At 55.8% G+C, this 16,791-nt stretch carries 16 protein-coding genes; 7 read left to right on the top strand and 9 right to left on the bottom strand.

The genetic code is table 11. The features are described from left to right. Positions 1 to 14 precede the first annotated feature (14 nt). The 3 genes from FTO74_RS08645 to FTO74_RS08635 form a co-directional block, all read right to left on the bottom strand. The gene (locus FTO74_RS08645; protein WP_162537778.1) at positions 15 to 395 is read right to left on the bottom strand and encodes a helix-turn-helix transcriptional regulator; all 381 of its coding nucleotides are present in this window, start codon (positions 393 to 395) and stop codon (positions 15 to 17) included. Continuing rightward, entirely contained in the window at positions 376 to 759 is a 384-nt protein-coding gene (locus tag FTO74_RS08640; protein ID WP_162537777.1) for a type II toxin-antitoxin system RelE/ParE family toxin, read from the bottom strand. Before FTO74_RS08640 ends, FTO74_RS08645 begins: the two co-directional genes overlap by 20 nt. 133 nt (positions 760 to 892) lie before the next feature. Then, positions 893 to 1,513 (bottom strand): hypothetical protein, encoded by a 621-nt coding sequence (locus FTO74_RS08635; RefSeq protein ID WP_162537776.1) that lies wholly within the window; start codon positions 1,511 to 1,513, stop codon positions 893 to 895. A gap of 51 nt (positions 1,514 to 1,564) precedes the next feature. On the opposite strand from FTO74_RS08635, the gene FTO74_RS08630 reads away from it, so the two are divergent. Further along, entirely contained in the window at positions 1,565 to 1,867 is a 303-nt protein-coding gene (locus tag FTO74_RS08630; protein ID WP_162537775.1) for a hypothetical protein, read from the top strand. Between the two features lie 74 nt (positions 1,868 to 1,941). Here FTO74_RS08630 and FTO74_RS08625 read toward each other — a convergent pair whose 3' ends face one another. After that, positions 1,942 to 2,553 (bottom strand): hypothetical protein, encoded by a 612-nt coding sequence (locus FTO74_RS08625; protein WP_162537774.1) that lies wholly within the window; start codon positions 2,551 to 2,553, stop codon positions 1,942 to 1,944. Positions 2,554 to 2,944: 391 nt separating this feature from the next. Here FTO74_RS08625 and FTO74_RS08620 point away from each other — a divergent pair, with 391 nt between their 5' ends. The 3 genes from FTO74_RS08620 to FTO74_RS08610 all read left to right on the top strand — a co-directional run bounded on the left by FTO74_RS08620 (position 2,945) and on the right by FTO74_RS08610 (position 4,757). Continuing rightward, positions 2,945 to 3,874 (top strand): ArdC family protein, encoded by a 930-nt coding sequence (locus FTO74_RS08620; RefSeq protein WP_162537773.1) that lies wholly within the window; start codon positions 2,945 to 2,947, stop codon positions 3,872 to 3,874. Further along, positions 3,874 to 4,281: a hypothetical protein gene (locus tag FTO74_RS08615; protein ID WP_162537772.1), complete on the top strand. Its 408-nt coding sequence runs from the start codon at positions 3,874 to 3,876 to the stop codon at positions 4,279 to 4,281. The genes FTO74_RS08620 and FTO74_RS08615 overlap by 1 nt, the downstream gene beginning before the upstream one ends. An 89-nt stretch (positions 4,282 to 4,370) precedes the next feature. Further along, complete coding sequence (locus tag FTO74_RS08610) at positions 4,371 to 4,757, top strand: ParB/RepB/Spo0J family partition protein (RefSeq protein WP_255462583.1); 387 nt, start codon at positions 4,371 to 4,373, stop codon at positions 4,755 to 4,757. On the opposite strand, the gene FTO74_RS08605 is transcribed toward FTO74_RS08610, so the two are convergent. The 4 genes from FTO74_RS08605 to FTO74_RS08590 all read right to left on the bottom strand — a co-directional run bounded on the left by FTO74_RS08605 (position 4,671) and on the right by FTO74_RS08590 (position 7,983). Continuing rightward, the gene (locus FTO74_RS08605) at positions 4,671 to 5,123 is read right to left on the bottom strand and encodes a DUF6262 family protein (RefSeq protein ID WP_162537771.1); all 453 of its coding nucleotides are present in this window, start codon (positions 5,121 to 5,123) and stop codon (positions 4,671 to 4,673) included. The two genes, FTO74_RS08610 and FTO74_RS08605, sit on opposite strands and share 87 nt — an antisense overlap. After that, positions 5,116 to 5,529 (bottom strand): hypothetical protein, encoded by a 414-nt coding sequence (locus tag FTO74_RS08600; RefSeq protein WP_162537770.1) that lies wholly within the window; start codon positions 5,527 to 5,529, stop codon positions 5,116 to 5,118. Before FTO74_RS08600 ends, FTO74_RS08605 begins: the two co-directional genes overlap by 8 nt. Continuing rightward, on the bottom strand, positions 5,526 to 6,845 hold the full coding sequence (locus FTO74_RS08595; RefSeq protein ID WP_162537769.1) for a tyrosine-type recombinase/integrase: 1,320 nt from the start codon (positions 6,843 to 6,845) through the stop codon (positions 5,526 to 5,528). Before FTO74_RS08595 ends, FTO74_RS08600 begins: the two co-directional genes overlap by 4 nt. 100 nt (positions 6,846 to 6,945) lie before the next feature. Next, a complete protein-coding gene (locus FTO74_RS08590; RefSeq protein ID WP_162537768.1) occupies positions 6,946 to 7,983 on the bottom strand; it encodes a tyrosine-type recombinase/integrase in 1,038 nt (345 codons plus the stop codon). A gap of 259 nt (positions 7,984 to 8,242) precedes the next feature. Between FTO74_RS08590 and FTO74_RS08585 the strand changes: the two genes are divergently transcribed. Next, entirely contained in the window at positions 8,243 to 9,538 is a 1,296-nt protein-coding gene (locus tag FTO74_RS08585; RefSeq protein ID WP_162537767.1) for a chromosome partitioning protein ParB, read from the top strand. A 211-nt stretch (positions 9,539 to 9,749) separates the two neighbouring features. On the opposite strand, the gene FTO74_RS08580 is transcribed toward FTO74_RS08585, so the two are convergent. Further along, entirely contained in the window at positions 9,750 to 12,008 is a 2,259-nt protein-coding gene (locus FTO74_RS08580; RefSeq protein ID WP_162537766.1) for a PD40 domain-containing protein, read from the bottom strand. Positions 12,009 to 12,426: 418 nt separating this feature from the next. On the opposite strand from FTO74_RS08580, the gene FTO74_RS08575 reads away from it, so the two are divergent. After that, positions 12,427 to 15,552 carry a TonB-dependent receptor gene (locus FTO74_RS08575; protein ID WP_255462582.1) on the top strand — a complete coding sequence of 1,042 codons (3,126 nt, stop codon included), beginning with the start codon at positions 12,427 to 12,429 and terminating at the stop codon, positions 15,550 to 15,552. An 82-nt stretch (positions 15,553 to 15,634) separates the two neighbouring features. Beyond that, positions 15,635 to 16,753, top strand: a complete 1,119-nt coding sequence (locus tag FTO74_RS08570) for a glycerophosphodiester phosphodiesterase family protein (protein ID WP_162537764.1) — start codon at positions 15,635 to 15,637, stop codon at positions 16,751 to 16,753. The last annotated feature ends 38 nt before the right edge of the window (positions 16,754 to 16,791 follow it).

The following is a 16,791-nucleotide window of genomic DNA, read 5'->3' as shown; positions in this document are numbered from 1 at the left end:
GTGACAGCAGACGCTCAAGCGTGGGCCAGTTCGCGTTTGCTCTTGCTCGACTTTGCCGTAGATGCCTTGAGGGAAGGAAGTGCTTTCCCCGTCGCTTTCGGTGATGTCACCTTGACCCGCGCATCCAGGTTGAGCCGGGCGGCAAACTGAATCAACTTCGTAATGCTGATGCGGGAGATCCTTCCCCGCAGAAGGTTGCTTACGTCCGGTTGGTGCGCTTTGAGCGTCGCCACCAGATACGCTTGGGTGAATCCGTGTTGCTCGATATGCTGCACCAACGCTTGCCAAATCTCAGCTTTGACCTTCATCTCCAACGTCTCCGCAGGAGAGAAGCCGAGGTCGTCGAAGATGTCGCCCTTGGTGATGTGTTCCGGCTTATTGCTTGCGTTTTTCACGTTTCCGTTCCTCCAGAATCCTTTGCTTCACCTGCGACAACCGGCTCGTAGCGGTATTCAAATCCTTGCGCTCGGTTTTGGCAGTGTCTTTTTCAAAGCAGTCCAGCACGTAGATCGTGTCTTCGATGCGGGCTAAATACACCATCCGATACCAGGTCTTTTCGTCGGAGTCTTTCAGCTCGAACACGCCTGCACCGATGGACTGCATAGGCCGAACATTTAATTTCGCTGGCCGCCCGTTCTGCATCTCGCGTAACGAGTTGCCGAAATCCCATTGGATCGCCTTCGGCCATGACTTGAGGACCTTCCACGAGTCGCCCTCCCAGGAGATCGTAGCCAAGCGGTTTCGTTCAGTCGGCGGCACACTCTTACTTTATAGTATTCGTACTATAAATGCAAAAAAACAGAATAAGAAGAGCCCTTTCGCCGCGACCGCTGCTCATTTTCAATACGAGAGACCCCCGACAGAACTTGAAATGCCAGGTTTAGTCCTCGATTCATTTGATACAGCGTTTATGCGCGGGTATCGCCGCCGACTCATGTAGCTCCATCATCGAGACAGGTTGATCGCAAATGTGGCACTTTATCGCCGGGTTGGCATCTGTAACGCCACGCCGCCACGGCTCAACCGGGACGGTAGAGAATGTCACCGGAGCCGTGACGTGTTCACCGCCGAACTGGTCAACCAGTACCACGCGACGGGTAAGCCTATCGAGCCCCTTGACGATGATCGGCCTAACCGAAAAGTGAATCAGTGAGGGATCGTCATAAGGGCCGGCGACAATGAATGGGAAGAACACTCCGAATGGTTTCGTGCCCTTCAAATACGCCTGCACAATCTTCAATGGGACTTCTGACTTGTGAGCCAGGTTCGCATGAAGCGTCAGGTTGAGCATCGGCTCTTTCCCTTTAGCTCCGATGTGCCATTTGGGTTCAGGAGCAGTGAGGACAACTACTGACAAACTTGTTTTCTTGGACGGAGCAGCCGCCTTACCAAATAACTTTCTGATGCCGTTGAGCGGCGTATCTTCTAGCCAAGACCTGACGACCGTCGCTCCTGCCCAGCCCAAAACCGCAACCGCGGGGCCGACGACCCAGATCCACTCGCTCCAATCCATAAGAAAATTATAGGTTGCCGTGGCAAACGGCGGTGAACCCGACAGGACGACATGACCCTTAAAAGCTTTGCGAAAGCTATTTTCATCATCCTCTCGATTGCAACGGCGATCTGCGGTTTCAGGGCAGCACGTCTCTGGTATCTCTCAAGCCTGCCGACTCCGCCGGAGTTCGAGGAGCCACGGTCCTCCATTAGTGACGACATTGAAGGGCACGCGCTGGGTATTCTAGTCACCTTGCAGAGCACGCAGCAAGCGATAGCAGCCGCATCTCTCCTTAACAAGAAAGCCGCGATATGGAGCGCATGGACCGCCGGTTTCAGCGCAGCAGCGGCGTTCGTTTCTCTCTTTGAATAATGAAAAGCGCGTGAGCTGCCGCTAAGTCAGCCACCACACTTCACCCGCAGAGCCTTTAAGGTCGGGTCGAATAATCAACTTCCGCCGAGGGCCGATGCCGCAAGCTGACCGAGTGCGGGCAGGAAGGGGCCGAGGACCGTCATCGCATTAGCGGAAACTGAGAACAACTTCTGAAATTTATCCGAGTAGCTTTCTGTACCTGCCGACGTTTGAAGTTCGGTGACAGCAGACAGCATCTGCTCGCGCTGGGGTCCAAGGACTCCCGCTTCGATTGCAGACCTGATTTTGTCGAATAGCTCCGTCTCCCCGATGTTTGCGATATTGCTGGAGGAATCGACGCTCTGGAGATTGACGCGGGCGTTTGGGCCATGGACGTTGTAAATATTGGTGACGTTCGCGGCTGAGGCACGTAGCGATGGTATCGGAGTTCCGAGCTTTTCGACCTTCATTTGGTAGTTCGGGCTAATCGCTCCTGACAAGCCAGGATGATACCCGGTGTCCATCACCTGAAACCGTTCAAGTGTGCCGTTTGGTAAAGTGCGCTCGACCGTATCCCCATCCTCGACCTGAAGAGTGTGATTGAAGGTGGTAAGCGTCTTCTGCGAGAGAAGCCCTTTAAAATCAATCTTCCGTCCATCGTTCTTGACCAGCGTAAAAGGGTTGTTGGTCATTGCCTGCAAGCTCATATTCTCTCCCGCGCACCATCGCGCAATCCGATTATCTCAGGGAGGAGTTGCACTCCTCCCTGTCTCCAGCCGCTGTGCGTCTTCCGCCACCCACCACAGCGGGACGTTCCCTCCCGCAACGCCCTCCCTACAGGCCAAAGCCAAAAGCGATAAGGAGAGGACCGAATTTCTTCTTTTATCAAGTGCCCCCTTCATGCGGCTTTATGGCAGAGCCGGTCGGAACCCGTCAAGGGTGTTCGCTGACGCTCCATGAACGCGCAGACGTGCGCGCGCCCTTGACCGAACCCGCCTCGTCCCTGCCCGCCGCCAAAACCATGAAGGGGGGCACTCAACAAAAGAAATTTGGTTGAGAGCCAAAGGCGAACAGCCCTCCTTCACGGAGGAAACACCCATGCAGACCGTAGCCACCACCAGCACCCGTCGCCTCACCAGCGAAAACCCTGAACCGCCGCAGCAACGGCAACAGCCCCAGACGGCGAGAGAAGTGATCGCCGCCAACATCAAGAGCCTCATCGAGCAGCTTGAGGCCGGACACTCCGATGCACTCACCGCGTACCTCACGGCGATGAGCCGCTTCCATAACTACAGCTTTGGCAACATCCTCGAAATCGCACGGCAGAAGCCGGACGCTACGCAGGTGGCCGGGTTCTGGAAATGGAAAGAGGTTGGCCGCAGTGTCAAGAAGGGCGAGAAGGGCATCCGCATCATTGCCCCCATCGTCGGCGTTCGTCGCAAGAAGGACACCGAAGCCGACAAGGACGTGACCAAGCAGAACACGGCGGTCTTGGTTGGGTTCCGTTCGGCGCATGTCTTCGACGTGTCGCAGACCGAAGGCGCAGAGCTTCCCGAACTGCGCGAAATGTCCGGCGACGTGGGCGAGAACCGCGACCGCTTGCTGTCCTTCATCGAACAGCAGGGTATCGAACTTGTCTTTACCGAGAAGATTGCTCCCGCGCTGGGGATGAGCTACGGCGGGCGCATCGCCATCCTTCCGGGGCAGTCGAAGGCCGAGGAGTTCGCAACGCTGGTGCATGAAGTCGCGCATGAGATGTTGCACAAGGCTGAACGCCGCACCGCCACCACGAAGACGGTACGCGAGACCGAAGCCGAGGCGATTGCGTTTGTGATTGCCAAGGCCATAGGGCTGGACACCGGCACCGCTTCCGCCGACTACATCCAGCTTTACCACGGCAACGCTTCCTTACTGGCCGAGAGCTTGGAAGTGGTGCAGCAGACCTCCGCCGTCATCCTCGCCGCATTGAAGCCGCCGACCGCAGAACAGGCGGCGATGCCCGATGCAGAACTGGCTCAGGTGGCGTAATGAAAACAGTCCTTGCCATTCTCAAGAAGGCCGGAGGTTGGCACCACGGCCTTTACCTCACAGTCGAGAACCCACCGCATGTCGCCCTCGTGATTGACGCGATGGACGAGTCCGGCCCATGTGGTCTCCCGGCTTTGTCCGTCGCCCAATACGCCGACGCACTGGCGAAGCCTGAGATGTGTTTCGAGCTTGGCCTTGCGGGTGGAGCGCACCTTACCCCGTTTTATTACCGCGACGACCACGCGGGTGTCGAACAGTTCTCCCGCACCATCGACGGCGAGAACTATGTGTTCATCCGTGACCTCTACGACGAACACGAAAAGCTCGCCGCGCTGTGGGACAAGAATCTCCGCGCCCAGGGCTTTGCCGAAGCCTTCGCACGGCAGCGGCAGACCCCACGCGCCTGACCCGTTTCCGTTCCCCGGAGCGGACACAGGCCAGCGTGTACGCCCCATGACCCCATGCAGTGCAACCCCGCTCGAAAGGAGCCATCACCATGAATACCACCATCGTCAACGCCACCGAGTACCGCGACCTTCCCCTCACCATGCTCACCGAGTCCGCCACCAACCCGCGCCGTCTCTTCGAGGAGGCCAGCCTGAAAGAGTTGGCCGAAACCATCCGCAGCCAGGGTGTTCTCTCGCCGTTGCTCGTCCGTCCCTTGAATGAGCGCGGCTTTGAGATTGTCTTTGGCGCACGGCGTTACCGCGCCGCGAAGATGGCCGAAGCTGCCACTGTGCCTGTCCGCATCAAGTACATGACCGATGCCGAAGTGTTGGAGGCGCAGTTGATTGAATTATCTGTAGTGGTCAAGAGATTTCTTTCTGTTTTCGCGGGCCTGCACGTCATGGACATGTCCACGACGTGCAGATTTGTTATTTGAGGAAGGTATCGCAAGCTGTCCATAGGCTCGTTCCAGTTGTTCTTTGAGCTCGTTGTTGTTGGCTTCCAGATCCTTGACGCGGAGTCGCAGTGTGGCGATCACTCGCTCCTGCGAGATGAGCCGTCGATGGTTCGTATCGTTCTGCACGGGCGTCTTCGATACGGCGCGAAGCTTCACGATGCGATCTCGTAGAGGTTTGGTGCTGTAGAGCCAGGCGGTGGATACGCCGGCGTGGGCCGCGACCGTGCGGAAGTTGATCGCGATCTCTTCCACTTGCATACGACGGATGGCGGCTTGCGCTTTCTCCAGCGCGGCGGCGGTTCTGAGCTTTGCGCTACGCTTCAGCCCTTCTGTATTTCTACGCATGTGTCTCCTCCAGAGTGGTGATGATGTTTACCAGATTCGTTCGTTTGCGCGCATTCATCTCGCTTTGTCGCGTCCAGCCGTTCGCATCGGCTTTGGCGATGACGCGTTCGGTCTCGCGCAGTTCGGCACGATGAACGTCCAGGAAGGTGATGTCGGTGCGGAAGTGAGCGCAGTTCAGACAGGCGTTCGGATGAGGGCAAGGGCCAGCCACCGTGGGGATCGCACAGTAGCCATTGGTCAGAGCCTGCGCGAGCACGTTACGGGTGAACCACTGCAGCTCGACCGTATCGTTGACGCTGTCTTCCACGACCTTATGTCCAGCGACATCAACCAGCGTGCCTGCAAGATACTCAGAGAGTTTCTCCCGCATCGTGCTGTCGTGGATATGGGCGTAACGGCTGGTCATCTCGGGGCCCTTGTGCCCAGGTAGCGCTGGATGATGTGGTGAGGTACGCCGAGATTGATCATGCGCGTGCCCACCGTGTGGCGGAACTGGTGTGACTGGAAGCGGAAGAGGTTCCCATTCGCATCCGTGATGCGATGGTTGTAGGCGAGCTGATTGATGACCTGCGCGAAGCTGGCCTGGCGGATCGGACGACCCCGTTCGCTGGGGAACAGAAGGTAGAAGTCTCGATGACGTTCCCGAACTGACGCTTGCTGCTCCTGCACGACATGCGCTATCTCCTGCGATACAGGGATCGCGTTCTCCCGCCGAACCTTGCCCTGGAGGTAACGGAGATAGTAGATGCCACGCGCGTCCTGCGAGAGGCAGTCCAGCGAGAGCTGCAGCAGCTCGCTGATTCGCATGCCGCACTCTTGCAAGATGAGCACCTTCCGCATCCACGATGGCTTCAGGTCATGAAGGTGCTGGTTCAGTTGGTCGAGCACCGTCGAAGGGATATAACGAGGCTGATGCTTCATTGGCTGCGGAACCTCTTCGTCGTGGATCAGCCGCTCGGGACCAACCGGCAACCACCGCTCACGATGAGCCATTTCAAGGAACGTCCGCAGGTTGATGACATGGTTCTTTCTCGCGCCGGTACACACTCGGCTCGGAAGGTAGCTCAGATAGCGCAACAGCAGCGGACGCGTGATCGAACGGGCCGTGGCTTGAGGCTTGGCGGCAGCGAGGAACTCCGAGAAGCAGACCAGAGATTGCAGCCGTGTTCGACACGTTCCCTCCGCATAGATCGGGAGACTGTATGCAAGATGTGACTTTGCCGCGACACGGAGCCAGGGCTGCCTGATCTTCAGGAAGTTCAGCGGCCCCGGAGACAGCGTTGGGTTGTGCAGCATTGATACGCGTCGCAGATCCCATATGTCCTTTTCCTGCTCCGGTCGGTCATCATACGCGTCGCTCAGAACAAGGTATGCCTGCCGCAGAGTGCTGATATACGCGCTATCGCGCGGTGTCACACGCGGTTGCTGGCTGCTATCCATGCGATGGGTTATGCCCATGCGATACATCCCGCAGCGTCGAAGATAAGCCGTGTACGAACGCTTCCACGATTCCAGGTCACGCTCCATGAGCGATACCGGAAGATGCTTTAGGCTGTTGAGCCATCTCACGAGCAGATGCACCCTCGTCAGCTCTTGTGTGCTTGTCCACTGGCCCTCAGCGAACTTCTTCCAGAACGCATACTTCAGCTCTCCGTTGATCGTTCTCGACTTGCATTCGAGCCGGAGACGACGTTGGTTTGCCTTCAGCGATAGACCTTGCATCGGCAGCTCTGCATGTCCCAGACATCTTCCGCCCAGAAGCCCTTTAGTTGAGCGAGAAGGCGATGCTGCTTGGCGTGATTCCACTCCGCGCATCGGCGGCTCATCGTTCACGCTCCCGCAGATAGCGTGCGTACGCCGCTCCCATATCTTCACCGGACAGATGCGCGTAGGTGCTCGTCGTAGTCTGGATATGGGCGTGACCCAGCCGCTTTTGCACATAGGCCGCATCCCATCCAGCTCGCAGCAACTCGGTTGCATGCGTGTGCCGGAACATGTGTGGCGTTATATGCAGCCCAGTTCGCTTACCGAGAGCGCGGAACAGATCGATGACGGTCGCATAGTTCATCGGAGCCCCGATGCGGCCGCCCCAGCAGTTCACGAACACGTAGTCGTTCGAAGCTTCTTGGCACTCGTGCACGAGGTAGTCTGCATACAGCGACATGGCCTCCTTTGAGACATGGACGACGTAGGCGGTGCGCGACTTTGCGCGTGCCCCATTCAGATTTAGACGTGGAACGATTTCGATCTCGCCATCGAACGAACGGATATCTGCGTGTCGCAGGCCAAGCACTTGGCCGATGCGCATCCCACTTTCATACAGCAGGCACAACAGCAAGCGATCCCGAAGATGGATGCAGGCATCCAGCAGCCGCTGAACGTCGGCGGCTATAAGAACCTTGGGCAACAGCTTCGTTGTTCGCACACGCATCACAGCTTGTCGCAGAGATTGTGTCCGATTGATTTGGTGAAGAAACGGCTTGTAGGGACTCTTTGCTCCGAAGCGGCGTGAACGGCTGATCTCCGTCTCTACACCCAGCCTGTCCTGATATTCATAGAACGATCCCACTGCCGCCAGCACTACGTTGATTGTCGAGTCGGAACGCGGCTCCTTGGCCTTCCTCGATGACAGACGTAGCCAGCCCACGAATGTGGCCAGATCGGTCAGAGCCAGCTTCTTCCAGTTGCGACGGGAGTCTATCAGGAACTCGTGGAAGAGCTGAAGATGATGAGCATAGGCTCTGACCGTGTTCGGGGACCGCCCGAGATGGTGAAGATACAGCAGGTATTCATTGACTTCTGTAATGGGTCGTCCGCTCGCATCGAGGACGATCCAACTGCGCTCATGGCTATCTGCCATGATGATTCGTTGCACCTTGCTCACATCTACCCCCAGAGGTTGAGCGCCAGCCCGCATTGGCGCAGTTCGCTACGCTCACTGTGCCAATGCGGGCTACCTCCATCCGGCAAGCAGAGAACTTCACTTCCAGCTACACGTCATACACGCTCTACAGATAACAATTCCACGACGGTGTGAAATGGCACGTCGTGGACGTCATGGACTGCTTCTGAAGGACTAAAGATAAATTGAAAATCTCCAGCGCCGCGACGTTCACCCGATGGAAGAGGCCGAAGGGTACAAGCGGCTTCTCACACTGGACGAACCGAAGTACAGCATCGAGCAGATTGCCGCGAAGGTAGGTAAAACGCCCGTCTACATCGCGCAGCGGTTGAAGCTGACCGAACTGTGCGAGGCCGTGGTCGATGCGTTCTACCGCAGCGATATTGGTGTGGGCCACGCGCTCATGCTGGCGAAGCTGCCCGCCGACCTCCAGCAACAGGGACTCACCGCCTGTTTCAAGGAGGTACACACCAACCACAGCGACAAGCCCGCACGGATTCTCCTGCCCGTCCGCAACCTGCGTTTCTGGATTGAGTCGAACGTGCTCTTGCTTCTCAAGGACGCTCCGTTCGATAAGCGCAACGCTCATCTGGTCGCCATCGCCGGAAGCTGCGTGGACTGCCCGAATCGTACCGGGCATAACAAGCTCTTGTTTGCCGACCTCGGCAAGCAGGACGCTTGCACCAACCCAAGCTGCTATCAGGCGAAGGTCGAGGCGCACGTCGCCGCCACCGTCGCCGCCAAACCCAGGCTCGTGCAGATCAGCACCTTGCAGGGGCAGCAGCGCGAAGGCAGCCCCGTTCTCGCGCGCAACAAGTACGTGGCAATTCGGGAGGACAAACCGGAGGACAAGGCGCGGGCGCAGTGGCCGGAGTATAAGACGTGCAAGTTCGTCACCGAGGCCATCGTGACCGAAGGGCACGGACAGGGCACCATCCAGAAGGTATGCACCAACGCCGACTGCCCGGTGCATCACCCCAAACCCAAGAAGCAGACGCCGCAGAACGTCGCGGATAACGCCAAGTGGAAAGCCGAGCAGGAGAAGCGGCGCAAGGAGGAGGCGATTTCCAATACAACGGGCATCCGTGTTCTCTCTGCCATCGGCGCAGCCGTCCCGGTGCGTCTGATGAAGCGCGACCTGCTGTTTGTGGTCGACCGGCTGGCCGCGATGCTGGACGAGAACCGTCTCGCCATCGTCGCCAAGCAGCACGGCATCAAGAAGGTAAAGAACAGCGACTCCATCGGGAAGCTGTTTGTCGCTTTCCTGCGCCGTGCCGAAGAGAGCGTGTTGGGACGGCTGACGGTCGAGTTGACTATCGTGCTGGCCGCTGCCCGCAGTAATGCTCCGTCTGCGCTCAAGGATGCAGCGACCGTGTACAAGGTGGATACCGACGCCATCACCGCCAAAGTCCGCAAGGAGTTCGCGGAGAAGGAGAAGGCCAAGGCCGTCAAGAAACCGACTGTCAAGACCCCCACCAACAAACTCAAGAAGACCGCAAAGAAAGCAGCATAGCAAGTTCACTCACAGAAGGGCGGCGCGCCACGCCGCTCTTCTGTTTATGCTCGAAAATCGCGCAGGGAGAACCCGCTTTGGTTTCTCCCTGCACCCACATCCCGCTCCGCCGGCCCCCGCCCGCCTGCTGCGCGGCAGGAGTCAAGTTCCTCCTCCTGCACCTTCCCTTTAGTTACTCGGCCGTTGATGTATCCTCGTCCCCGAAGGGCGGCTACTTAGCTAAGAGCTTTCGAATTTTGAGATTACTCTTGGTCGATACCGCCTCGGCCACGACAATGTATCGACCATCTGGAGATACGGTAATATTTCGTCCCGAAAGAACGGCTCCGTCGAGATTGCCCAGTCGTGTAAACACGCCGTGGGCATAGCGTACGACCTCGTATGGCGACTCGGGAGTTTCACGCGTAGTAAAGTATAAGCCGCCCTGGGATACCGACCAGTTGAGTACAGGATCTGGCCTTATATGCTGTGTCAGAGCGGGAAGAGGGACCCAGCTTGAAGTAAAAACATTGAAATTGCCGACGTTATCCCCTCCGAAGATTAGATCTTCATCAGGCGAGGCTTCGGCAGCGAAGATATTCGGAAACAGCAGGCTCACATCTTGCGATTGCGCGTCGAATTTATAGAGTGCTAGAGACCCGTTCCGCGTTGAACTGAAGTAGATGCTCGAACCATCTTTAGACCAAGTTGGCACGCGATCCTCGTATGGTGAATCTATGAGATGCACCAGCTTATGATCTGAGGCTTGCACCATAAAGAGATTCGAATGCCCTTTCGGTCGAGCGTCGAAGATCAATTTCGTTCCGTCCGAGGACCAAGACACACCTCCCATCCAGTGCCCCTCAAAACTCGTGAGCTGAATGAGATTTGTGCCATCGGCATCTGCCATCCACACCGCCCAATGGCCTGAGCGATCTGACGTAAAGGCTATGTGTTTGCCATCCCGAGAGTAGACAGGTTCGTGGTTCCTGGCATTGGTCGGAAGAATCCAAGTGTCCTTACGGAGCCCCGATGGAGTGACCTCGTACCGTCTGAGAGCCCAGTTTTCGGTCGAATCGACATACACCAGCCAATCGCGAGAAGGTCCCGATGCGGGCTCCAAGACGTGGGCGCTGTCCGCAGGGAGCAGACGCGGAACTACGTCAGAGAAGGCGTTCATCGTCCACAAAATAGAAGATCCTTCACGATCTGACGCGAAAACCAAAGACTTATGATCCGGCAGCCAGCTTAGACCACGGATTGCGGACTGATCGTGGGTCAACTGTCTCGTGTTTCCGGTTGTTCTATCGAGAAGATATAGATCACCGCTTCCATGAGAAGTATAGTGTGCGTACGCAATGTACCTGCCGTCACCGGAATACCGGGGATAGAAATCCCGAAGATCCTTTGTGAGGTCGTATGGCGGTGTCAGGCGTTGAATCTTGTCTGTTTCGATCTCGACTTCGACGAGTGCGTGTTGATCGGTAAGGTCGGAATACACTAGATGCCGTCCGTCAGGAGACCAAATGGGACCGATATCGTCAAACACGGGGTCCAGGTCGCTGACCCAACTCCCCGCTGCCGCACGAAAGGTCTTCACTACCTTCTCAGCACCACCACCGCGGACTGGTTTAACGACGATGGATGCCAGATAGTCCTTAACTCTTATGAAAGCAATCCGCTCTCCGTCTGGTGACCAAGCTGGGGAGAACTCAGGATCGGGCGAGTTGGTCAGACGCCGGAGCCCGGTCCCGTCAGCATTGGTGATGTATATATCGTAGTTCTTCCCATTCGCATCCCAAACGAAGGCTATGGCATGTCCGTCGGGTGAGACGGCTGGACTCGATTCTCGTCCGGGCGCAGAGGTAAGAGCTGAAATGCTGTAGGCTCTTTGTTCAAACGGTAGATTGGAATGTCGGAAATAGAAAAATGCCAAAAGTGACACAGTAAGCAACAAGGCGACGGTCAAGAACGCTATGGCACGTGGAGAGCGACCCTTCGCCGCTGTGTCCTCATGGTCAAGTATCGGAGGTTCGATCTCGGCACTTCTCGGTGAAATCCGGTGTTCTTGGAAAACTAGACGAGGAACATAACTGCCTTTGGGCAGTTCGATTCGTACAGGATCACTATCTCCCGAAACCGCATAGTAACGGTCGAGCTTAGTTCGCAGACGCCCTACAGTGATTCTTATGCTCGGATCGACCTTGGGATCCCAATCGTCAGGAGAGTCCAGAACTTCGGCGGCAATTTCTCTTTCACTGAGGCCGATACCTGGCTTGGCAAACGAGTGGCGAACGATGAATAGGAGGATATCCTTCGCTCGGCCTGCCTTCGCGAATTCTGCGCTGATACATATTCGCTGTAAAGCTTGCTCTACGTCCTCTTGTTGCTTTCTTTCGTCAACCTGAGTTTGTCCCATCGTTTTACCCGAACGTACAACATCGATGCCTCGGGAGACATTTTTAGATGGTTTTCCCTCAGTCAGCAACACACAAAGTCACCGCCTCCTCAGAGCATCGCAAAACTGCTTGAATCAGAATCCAATTTTATCTGACTTGACCACTCAATCTGTTACAGCAGTGCAAATTCGTCGCGCCTCCCAGCTCATCCGAGGGCTGCACTCCATGATTCATCGAACTTTGACAATGCGGGTTCTGCCGACACAACTCGAGTACAAATCTAAAGCATGTCAATAACTTACACCGGTGTATACCGATGGCGATACACGTCTTAATCGCTGGTGTAGCTCAGCTCCGCAACTTGGATGCCCCTCATCGGCCTCCTTAGTGTGGTCACGGATAGCCCGCACATCGCTACTTCTGATCGGACAAATTCAGTCGTCTACTCTCAGACGTTTTGCGATTTGCTAGCGCCAACTTTGTTGACACTTTTGGAGGTAGGCCAATCTCATGGACACGCTCAGACGCACTCGTATAGAACCTCATCTAGAACCTCATCGTTTACCAATATCACTCACTGCCCTTTTCGCATTCTTACTGTTTTTCATAACGGCGCTTCCCGCCTTGAGCCAGGTTTCTGGCGGAAGCATCAGCGGTACCGTGATCGACCCTGCGCAGAGCGTGATCCCGCAAGCGCAGGTGACTGCCCGAAATACCGCTACGGGAGTGGAATCGAAGGCGACGACCAACCAGACGGGATACTATGAGTTTCCCGTGGTCGTGCCAGGAAGCTACGCCATTACCGTCCAGGCATCTGGTTTCGGAAATGCGGCGACCTCCACATTTGCCGTCATCACGGGACAGCGCTCCCAGATCAACGTGCAACTGAAGTTGGGTTCAGCATCCGAGAACATTCAGGTGTCCGCTACCACTCAGCTTTTGAATTCAGTATCGGCAGACCTGGGAACTGAAGTCGAGCCGCAAAAAATCAACAACCTTCCTCTGAATCAACGGAACTTCTTTCCGCTTATCGGTCTCCAGCCTGGAGTCAACGCGAATTCTGGCTCGACGACGCTCAACGGACGTGGTGGTTTTGAGGTCAACGGCGCCCCTGGGTTGGCAAACAACATTCTTATCGATGGAGTGGATGCCACATTCGGCGAATCAAACTCGCTTGGATCGGCGATCGGTGGCACGGGAAGCAACATCAACACCATGAGCGTTGATGCGATCGACGAGTTCCGAACGACGAGTGGTGTTCCTTCGGCACAGTATGGAAGGGCGTCCGGCGGCATTCTGACCCTGACAACCAAATCCGGCTCGAACCGCTTTCATGGCAACCTGTTCGAATACATTCGGAATGACGCCCTCGATGCGAACACCTGGAACAACAAGCATGTCACTCCCATAGTCCAGATACCCAAGCTTCGCTACAACGATTTTGGAGGTAATATCGGCGGACCTGTACTCCACGACAAGGCTTTCTTCTTCTTCAATTTTGAGGGCGACATTCAGAACAGTTCTCAAACCATGACTGGCGATACGGCGACCGCTGCCTTGATATCTTCTGTCAGTAACCCTGCGATAGGAACAGAACTATCGCTCATGCCGAAGCCGAACTCGACAACCTCGAATCCACTCATTGGTTTCTACACGGGAAATCGCTCCATCACTCTGAACGAGAAGGTGTACCTGGGTCGGTTCGACTGGAATGTGGGGTCTCACCGCATCATGGTTCGATACAACTACAACGACCAGGCTCACGAGATCCAGCAGTTTCGTGCGGACGACTTCCAGGGTTTTCCTCTGACCTCTCAAAATGCGGCCATCGAGGATGTCTGGACACCAAGCTCCAATTTTGTGAATGAATTCCGCCTAGGACTCAATAGAAATATCCTGAACCGCAACACGACGGGTTATTCTACCGATCCGACGCAGTCATGGGTCATATTGACTGGCTTTTTCAGCAGCGACACAACGCAATCGCTGCTCTCTTTCCAGTCGACAACATATGGACTTGTCGATAACCTGACATGGCTGCACGGCAAGCACACCCTGCGCTTTGGCACCGATGATCGCCTCGATCCCGCTCGGAGAACGCAGTTCACCAGCCCGCGCAGCACATATGCTTCTATCGCAGACCTCCAGACGGATACCCCACAATCGCTTGCCGTTAGCTTTGGCGGCCCGAAGCATCTCATCAGCTCACAGTGGGCTGGATATGCGGAAGATTCCTACCGCATGACACCTCGGCTGACTTCGACCTACGGTGTTCGTTACGACTACTTCGCTCCAATGAGTGGCGGATACAACATCAGCGGCGATAGTCCGTTCGGCCCGCTCTTCACGAATCGCAATCATCCGTTCATGACCGCGGGCCACTTCGACATTGCACCGCGTGTAGGATTCGCTTGGGACGCAACGAGAGATCATAAGCTCGTGATTCGCTCAGGCTTTGGTCTCATGTTCGTGCCTCCGCAGGCTTTCTTCATGTTTTCGTCTGCGTTTGCCAGCCCGCTGCTGCCTTTCGATGCCAGTTTCCTGCCGAGCCAAGTACCCGCCAGCTTCTCGGTCAAGTACCCCATCTCCCGAACCTACATCGCCCAGATCACTGCCGACCCCAGCCTTATACCACAGGGCCTGACGTTCGGTCGATTCATCGCGCAGTACCATCATCCCGAAGAGTACTCAGAGAACTGGAATCTGAATGCCCAATATCAGTTCACCCCGGATCTCTATCTTCAGGTCGGCTACGTGGGCATGAGCGATCGTCATGAATTGAGCACTGCTCTTCCCAACCAGTACCTTGCCGGCACATGCTCCACGCCGTCATGCCCTGGCGGCACGGTGCCGACACCAACTATCGGGGTCATCGACTACAACGTCTTTGGCGGTTATACCCACTACGATGCCATGCAGCTCACGTTCAGCTACCGCCATAAGAACAATTCGGCTGACTTTTACTACACGTACGCAAGTCAGAACCAGACCTGGGATAGCTCCGGCACGATCGGAAACGCCTCTGCCGCTCTTCAAAATCCCAACGACGGTAAGTCCGCATCCGGCCCTTCCGATGGCTTCCAGAGGCATCGTCTCGCCGGTGACTTCCTGTATTCAATTCCTCTCCCGGCCTCGATTCAGGCCAACCGATTTGGGCGTGCCATCGCTGGCGGTTGGTCCCTGCAGAGCATCCTCGGGTTCCAAAGCGGAGCAGCTCTTAACATCCTTGCCAATCTCGATCTCGTACGAAATGGCTATACCTCTGGGACGCGACCGGACCATGTTCAAGGAACCTCCTATTATGCCAAGGGGCATCCCATCAATGGCTCCGGGTATGAGACGTGGCTGAATACAGCAGCGTTCGACGCAACAACTCCGTACAACGCTCAACATTATGGAAACCTGGGTTACAACGCTGTAAGCGCCCCGTCTGCGTTCACCCTTGACGCATCGCTCCATAAACAGATCCAGATCTACGGAGAACATCACCTGGACTTCCGCGCTGAAGCGTTCAATGCCCTGAATTACGCCTACTGGGGCGCTCCCAACGTCACCGTAGGCAATCCGAACTTTGGAATCAGCACGACAAAGAGCAATCCGCGCAATATGCAATTCGGATTAAGGTACGCGTTCTGACGCCTCCCTTTAGTAAGTCAGTTTCATTTGCATGCGGGTACATTGGTGCCCGCATGCCTATTTCTTGATTAGGACGGTTATCTTGCGCACTCCTCTTTTATTGCTTCTGTGGGCATTCGCGCCCCATCTCTTCGGCCAAACAAACGTCTACATGAATCTTATGCAAGCTGCACAGACAAGGACATCGGCGCACGGGGCCAGTGTTCATGCAGCGATCTCCGATGGAAACGACGCGATACTTTCAGGGAAGGTCCCCGTCGAGGATCTACATCGTGGCGGCCACAAAGTAATCGGCGGCATATCGGACGATCCTGAGCAGTTGCACGATCTGGTACGCGCTGGGATTGACGGCTACATCACCGATCGCCCCGACATACTCATTGACGTTCTACAGAAAGAGATTTCGCTTGCAAAGACCGCTGAAGAAAAGCGACGTTTGAAAGATTTTGATGTGGAGGCCCATCGTGGCGGACGTGGTCTTCGTCCAGAAAACACACTACCTTCCTTTGAAAATGGCTTGGACTTGGGAGTGACCACTCTGGAGATGGATACCGGCGTATCCGCAGACAACGTCGCCATCGTCTGGCACGACGAATACTTTGATTCGAAGATGTGTAGACGTGTCGACGGAAGACCCTACGACGCCAACGATCACTTCTGGATTCGCGACAAGTCGGCTGCCGAGATTCAGCAACAACTAATTTGCGATAAGACACCGTTCAGCACCACTCAACAGAGCGACGTATCGCTCTCACCTGTGTCCGTGGCGTTTGCTCGAAAGGAACATTTAGCAAACCCTTACTCGCCGGTCACTATCGATCAGATCTTCCGATTTGTGAGGTTCTACGCTTCATACTACCGATCTGGCCCAGGCAGAGAAGATCGTCTTGCCAAGGAGCGTGCCGCGGAGGGCGAACGCGTCCGCTTCGATCTCGAAACGAAACTTATACCCGATTTCTTACCCAGTGAGGACGGCAAACTGGAACGGACCAAGAACCACACAGCGGAACCGAAAGCTTTCGTCCAAGCGCTATGTCCGGCGATTCTTCGCAATCACATGCAAGAACGATCAGAAGTGCAGAGCTTTGATTTCCGCACGCTGAAGCTAGTCGAGGAACAATTCCCATTCTTGCCGACTTATTACCTAACAAGCAATCCCAAGTTGCTTCAGTTTCAAACGGAAGTTGGGATGGGTTTGTAGTGCGTATTTTGCTCAAAATTACGCAGGAAGGCACCGCT

This window comes from Granulicella sp. WH15 (genome assembly GCF_009914315.1).
Classification (GTDB): Bacteria; Acidobacteriota; Terriglobia; order Terriglobales; family Acidobacteriaceae; genus Edaphobacter.
This window is presented reverse-complemented; position numbering and strand designations above follow the sequence as displayed.

Bases quoted from the DNA above. Each gene is read 5' to 3' on its own strand.
- FTO74_RS08635 (WP_162537776.1), bottom strand. From the start codon at position 1,513: ATGGATTGGAGCGAGTGGATCTGGGTCGTCGGCCCCGCGGTTGCGGTT.
- FTO74_RS08630 (WP_162537775.1), top strand. From the start codon at position 1,565: ATGACCCTTAAAAGCTTTGCGAAAGCTATTTTCATCATCCTCTCGATT.
- FTO74_RS08625 (WP_162537774.1), bottom strand. From the start codon at position 2,553: ATGAGCTTGCAGGCAATGACCAACAACCCTTTTACGCTGGTCAAGAAC.
- FTO74_RS08620 (WP_162537773.1), top strand. From the start codon at position 2,945: ATGCAGACCGTAGCCACCACCAGCACCCGTCGCCTCACCAGCGAAAAC.
- FTO74_RS08615 (WP_162537772.1), top strand. From the start codon at position 3,874: ATGAAAACAGTCCTTGCCATTCTCAAGAAGGCCGGAGGTTGGCACCAC.
- FTO74_RS08610 (WP_255462583.1), top strand. From the start codon at position 4,371: ATGAATACCACCATCGTCAACGCCACCGAGTACCGCGACCTTCCCCTC.
- FTO74_RS08605 (WP_162537771.1), bottom strand. From the start codon at position 5,123: ATGCGTAGAAATACAGAAGGGCTGAAGCGTAGCGCAAAGCTCAGAACC.
- FTO74_RS08600 (WP_162537770.1), bottom strand. From the start codon at position 5,529: ATGACCAGCCGTTACGCCCATATCCACGACAGCACGATGCGGGAGAAA.
- FTO74_RS08595 (WP_162537769.1), bottom strand. From the start codon at position 6,845: ATGCAAGGTCTATCGCTGAAGGCAAACCAACGTCGTCTCCGGCTCGAA.
- FTO74_RS08590 (WP_162537768.1), bottom strand. From the start codon at position 7,983: ATGGCAGATAGCCATGAGCGCAGTTGGATCGTCCTCGATGCGAGCGGA.
- FTO74_RS08585 (WP_162537767.1), top strand. From the start codon at position 8,243: ATGGAAGAGGCCGAAGGGTACAAGCGGCTTCTCACACTGGACGAACCG.
- FTO74_RS08575 (WP_255462582.1), top strand. From the start codon at position 12,427: ATGGACACGCTCAGACGCACTCGTATAGAACCTCATCTAGAACCTCAT.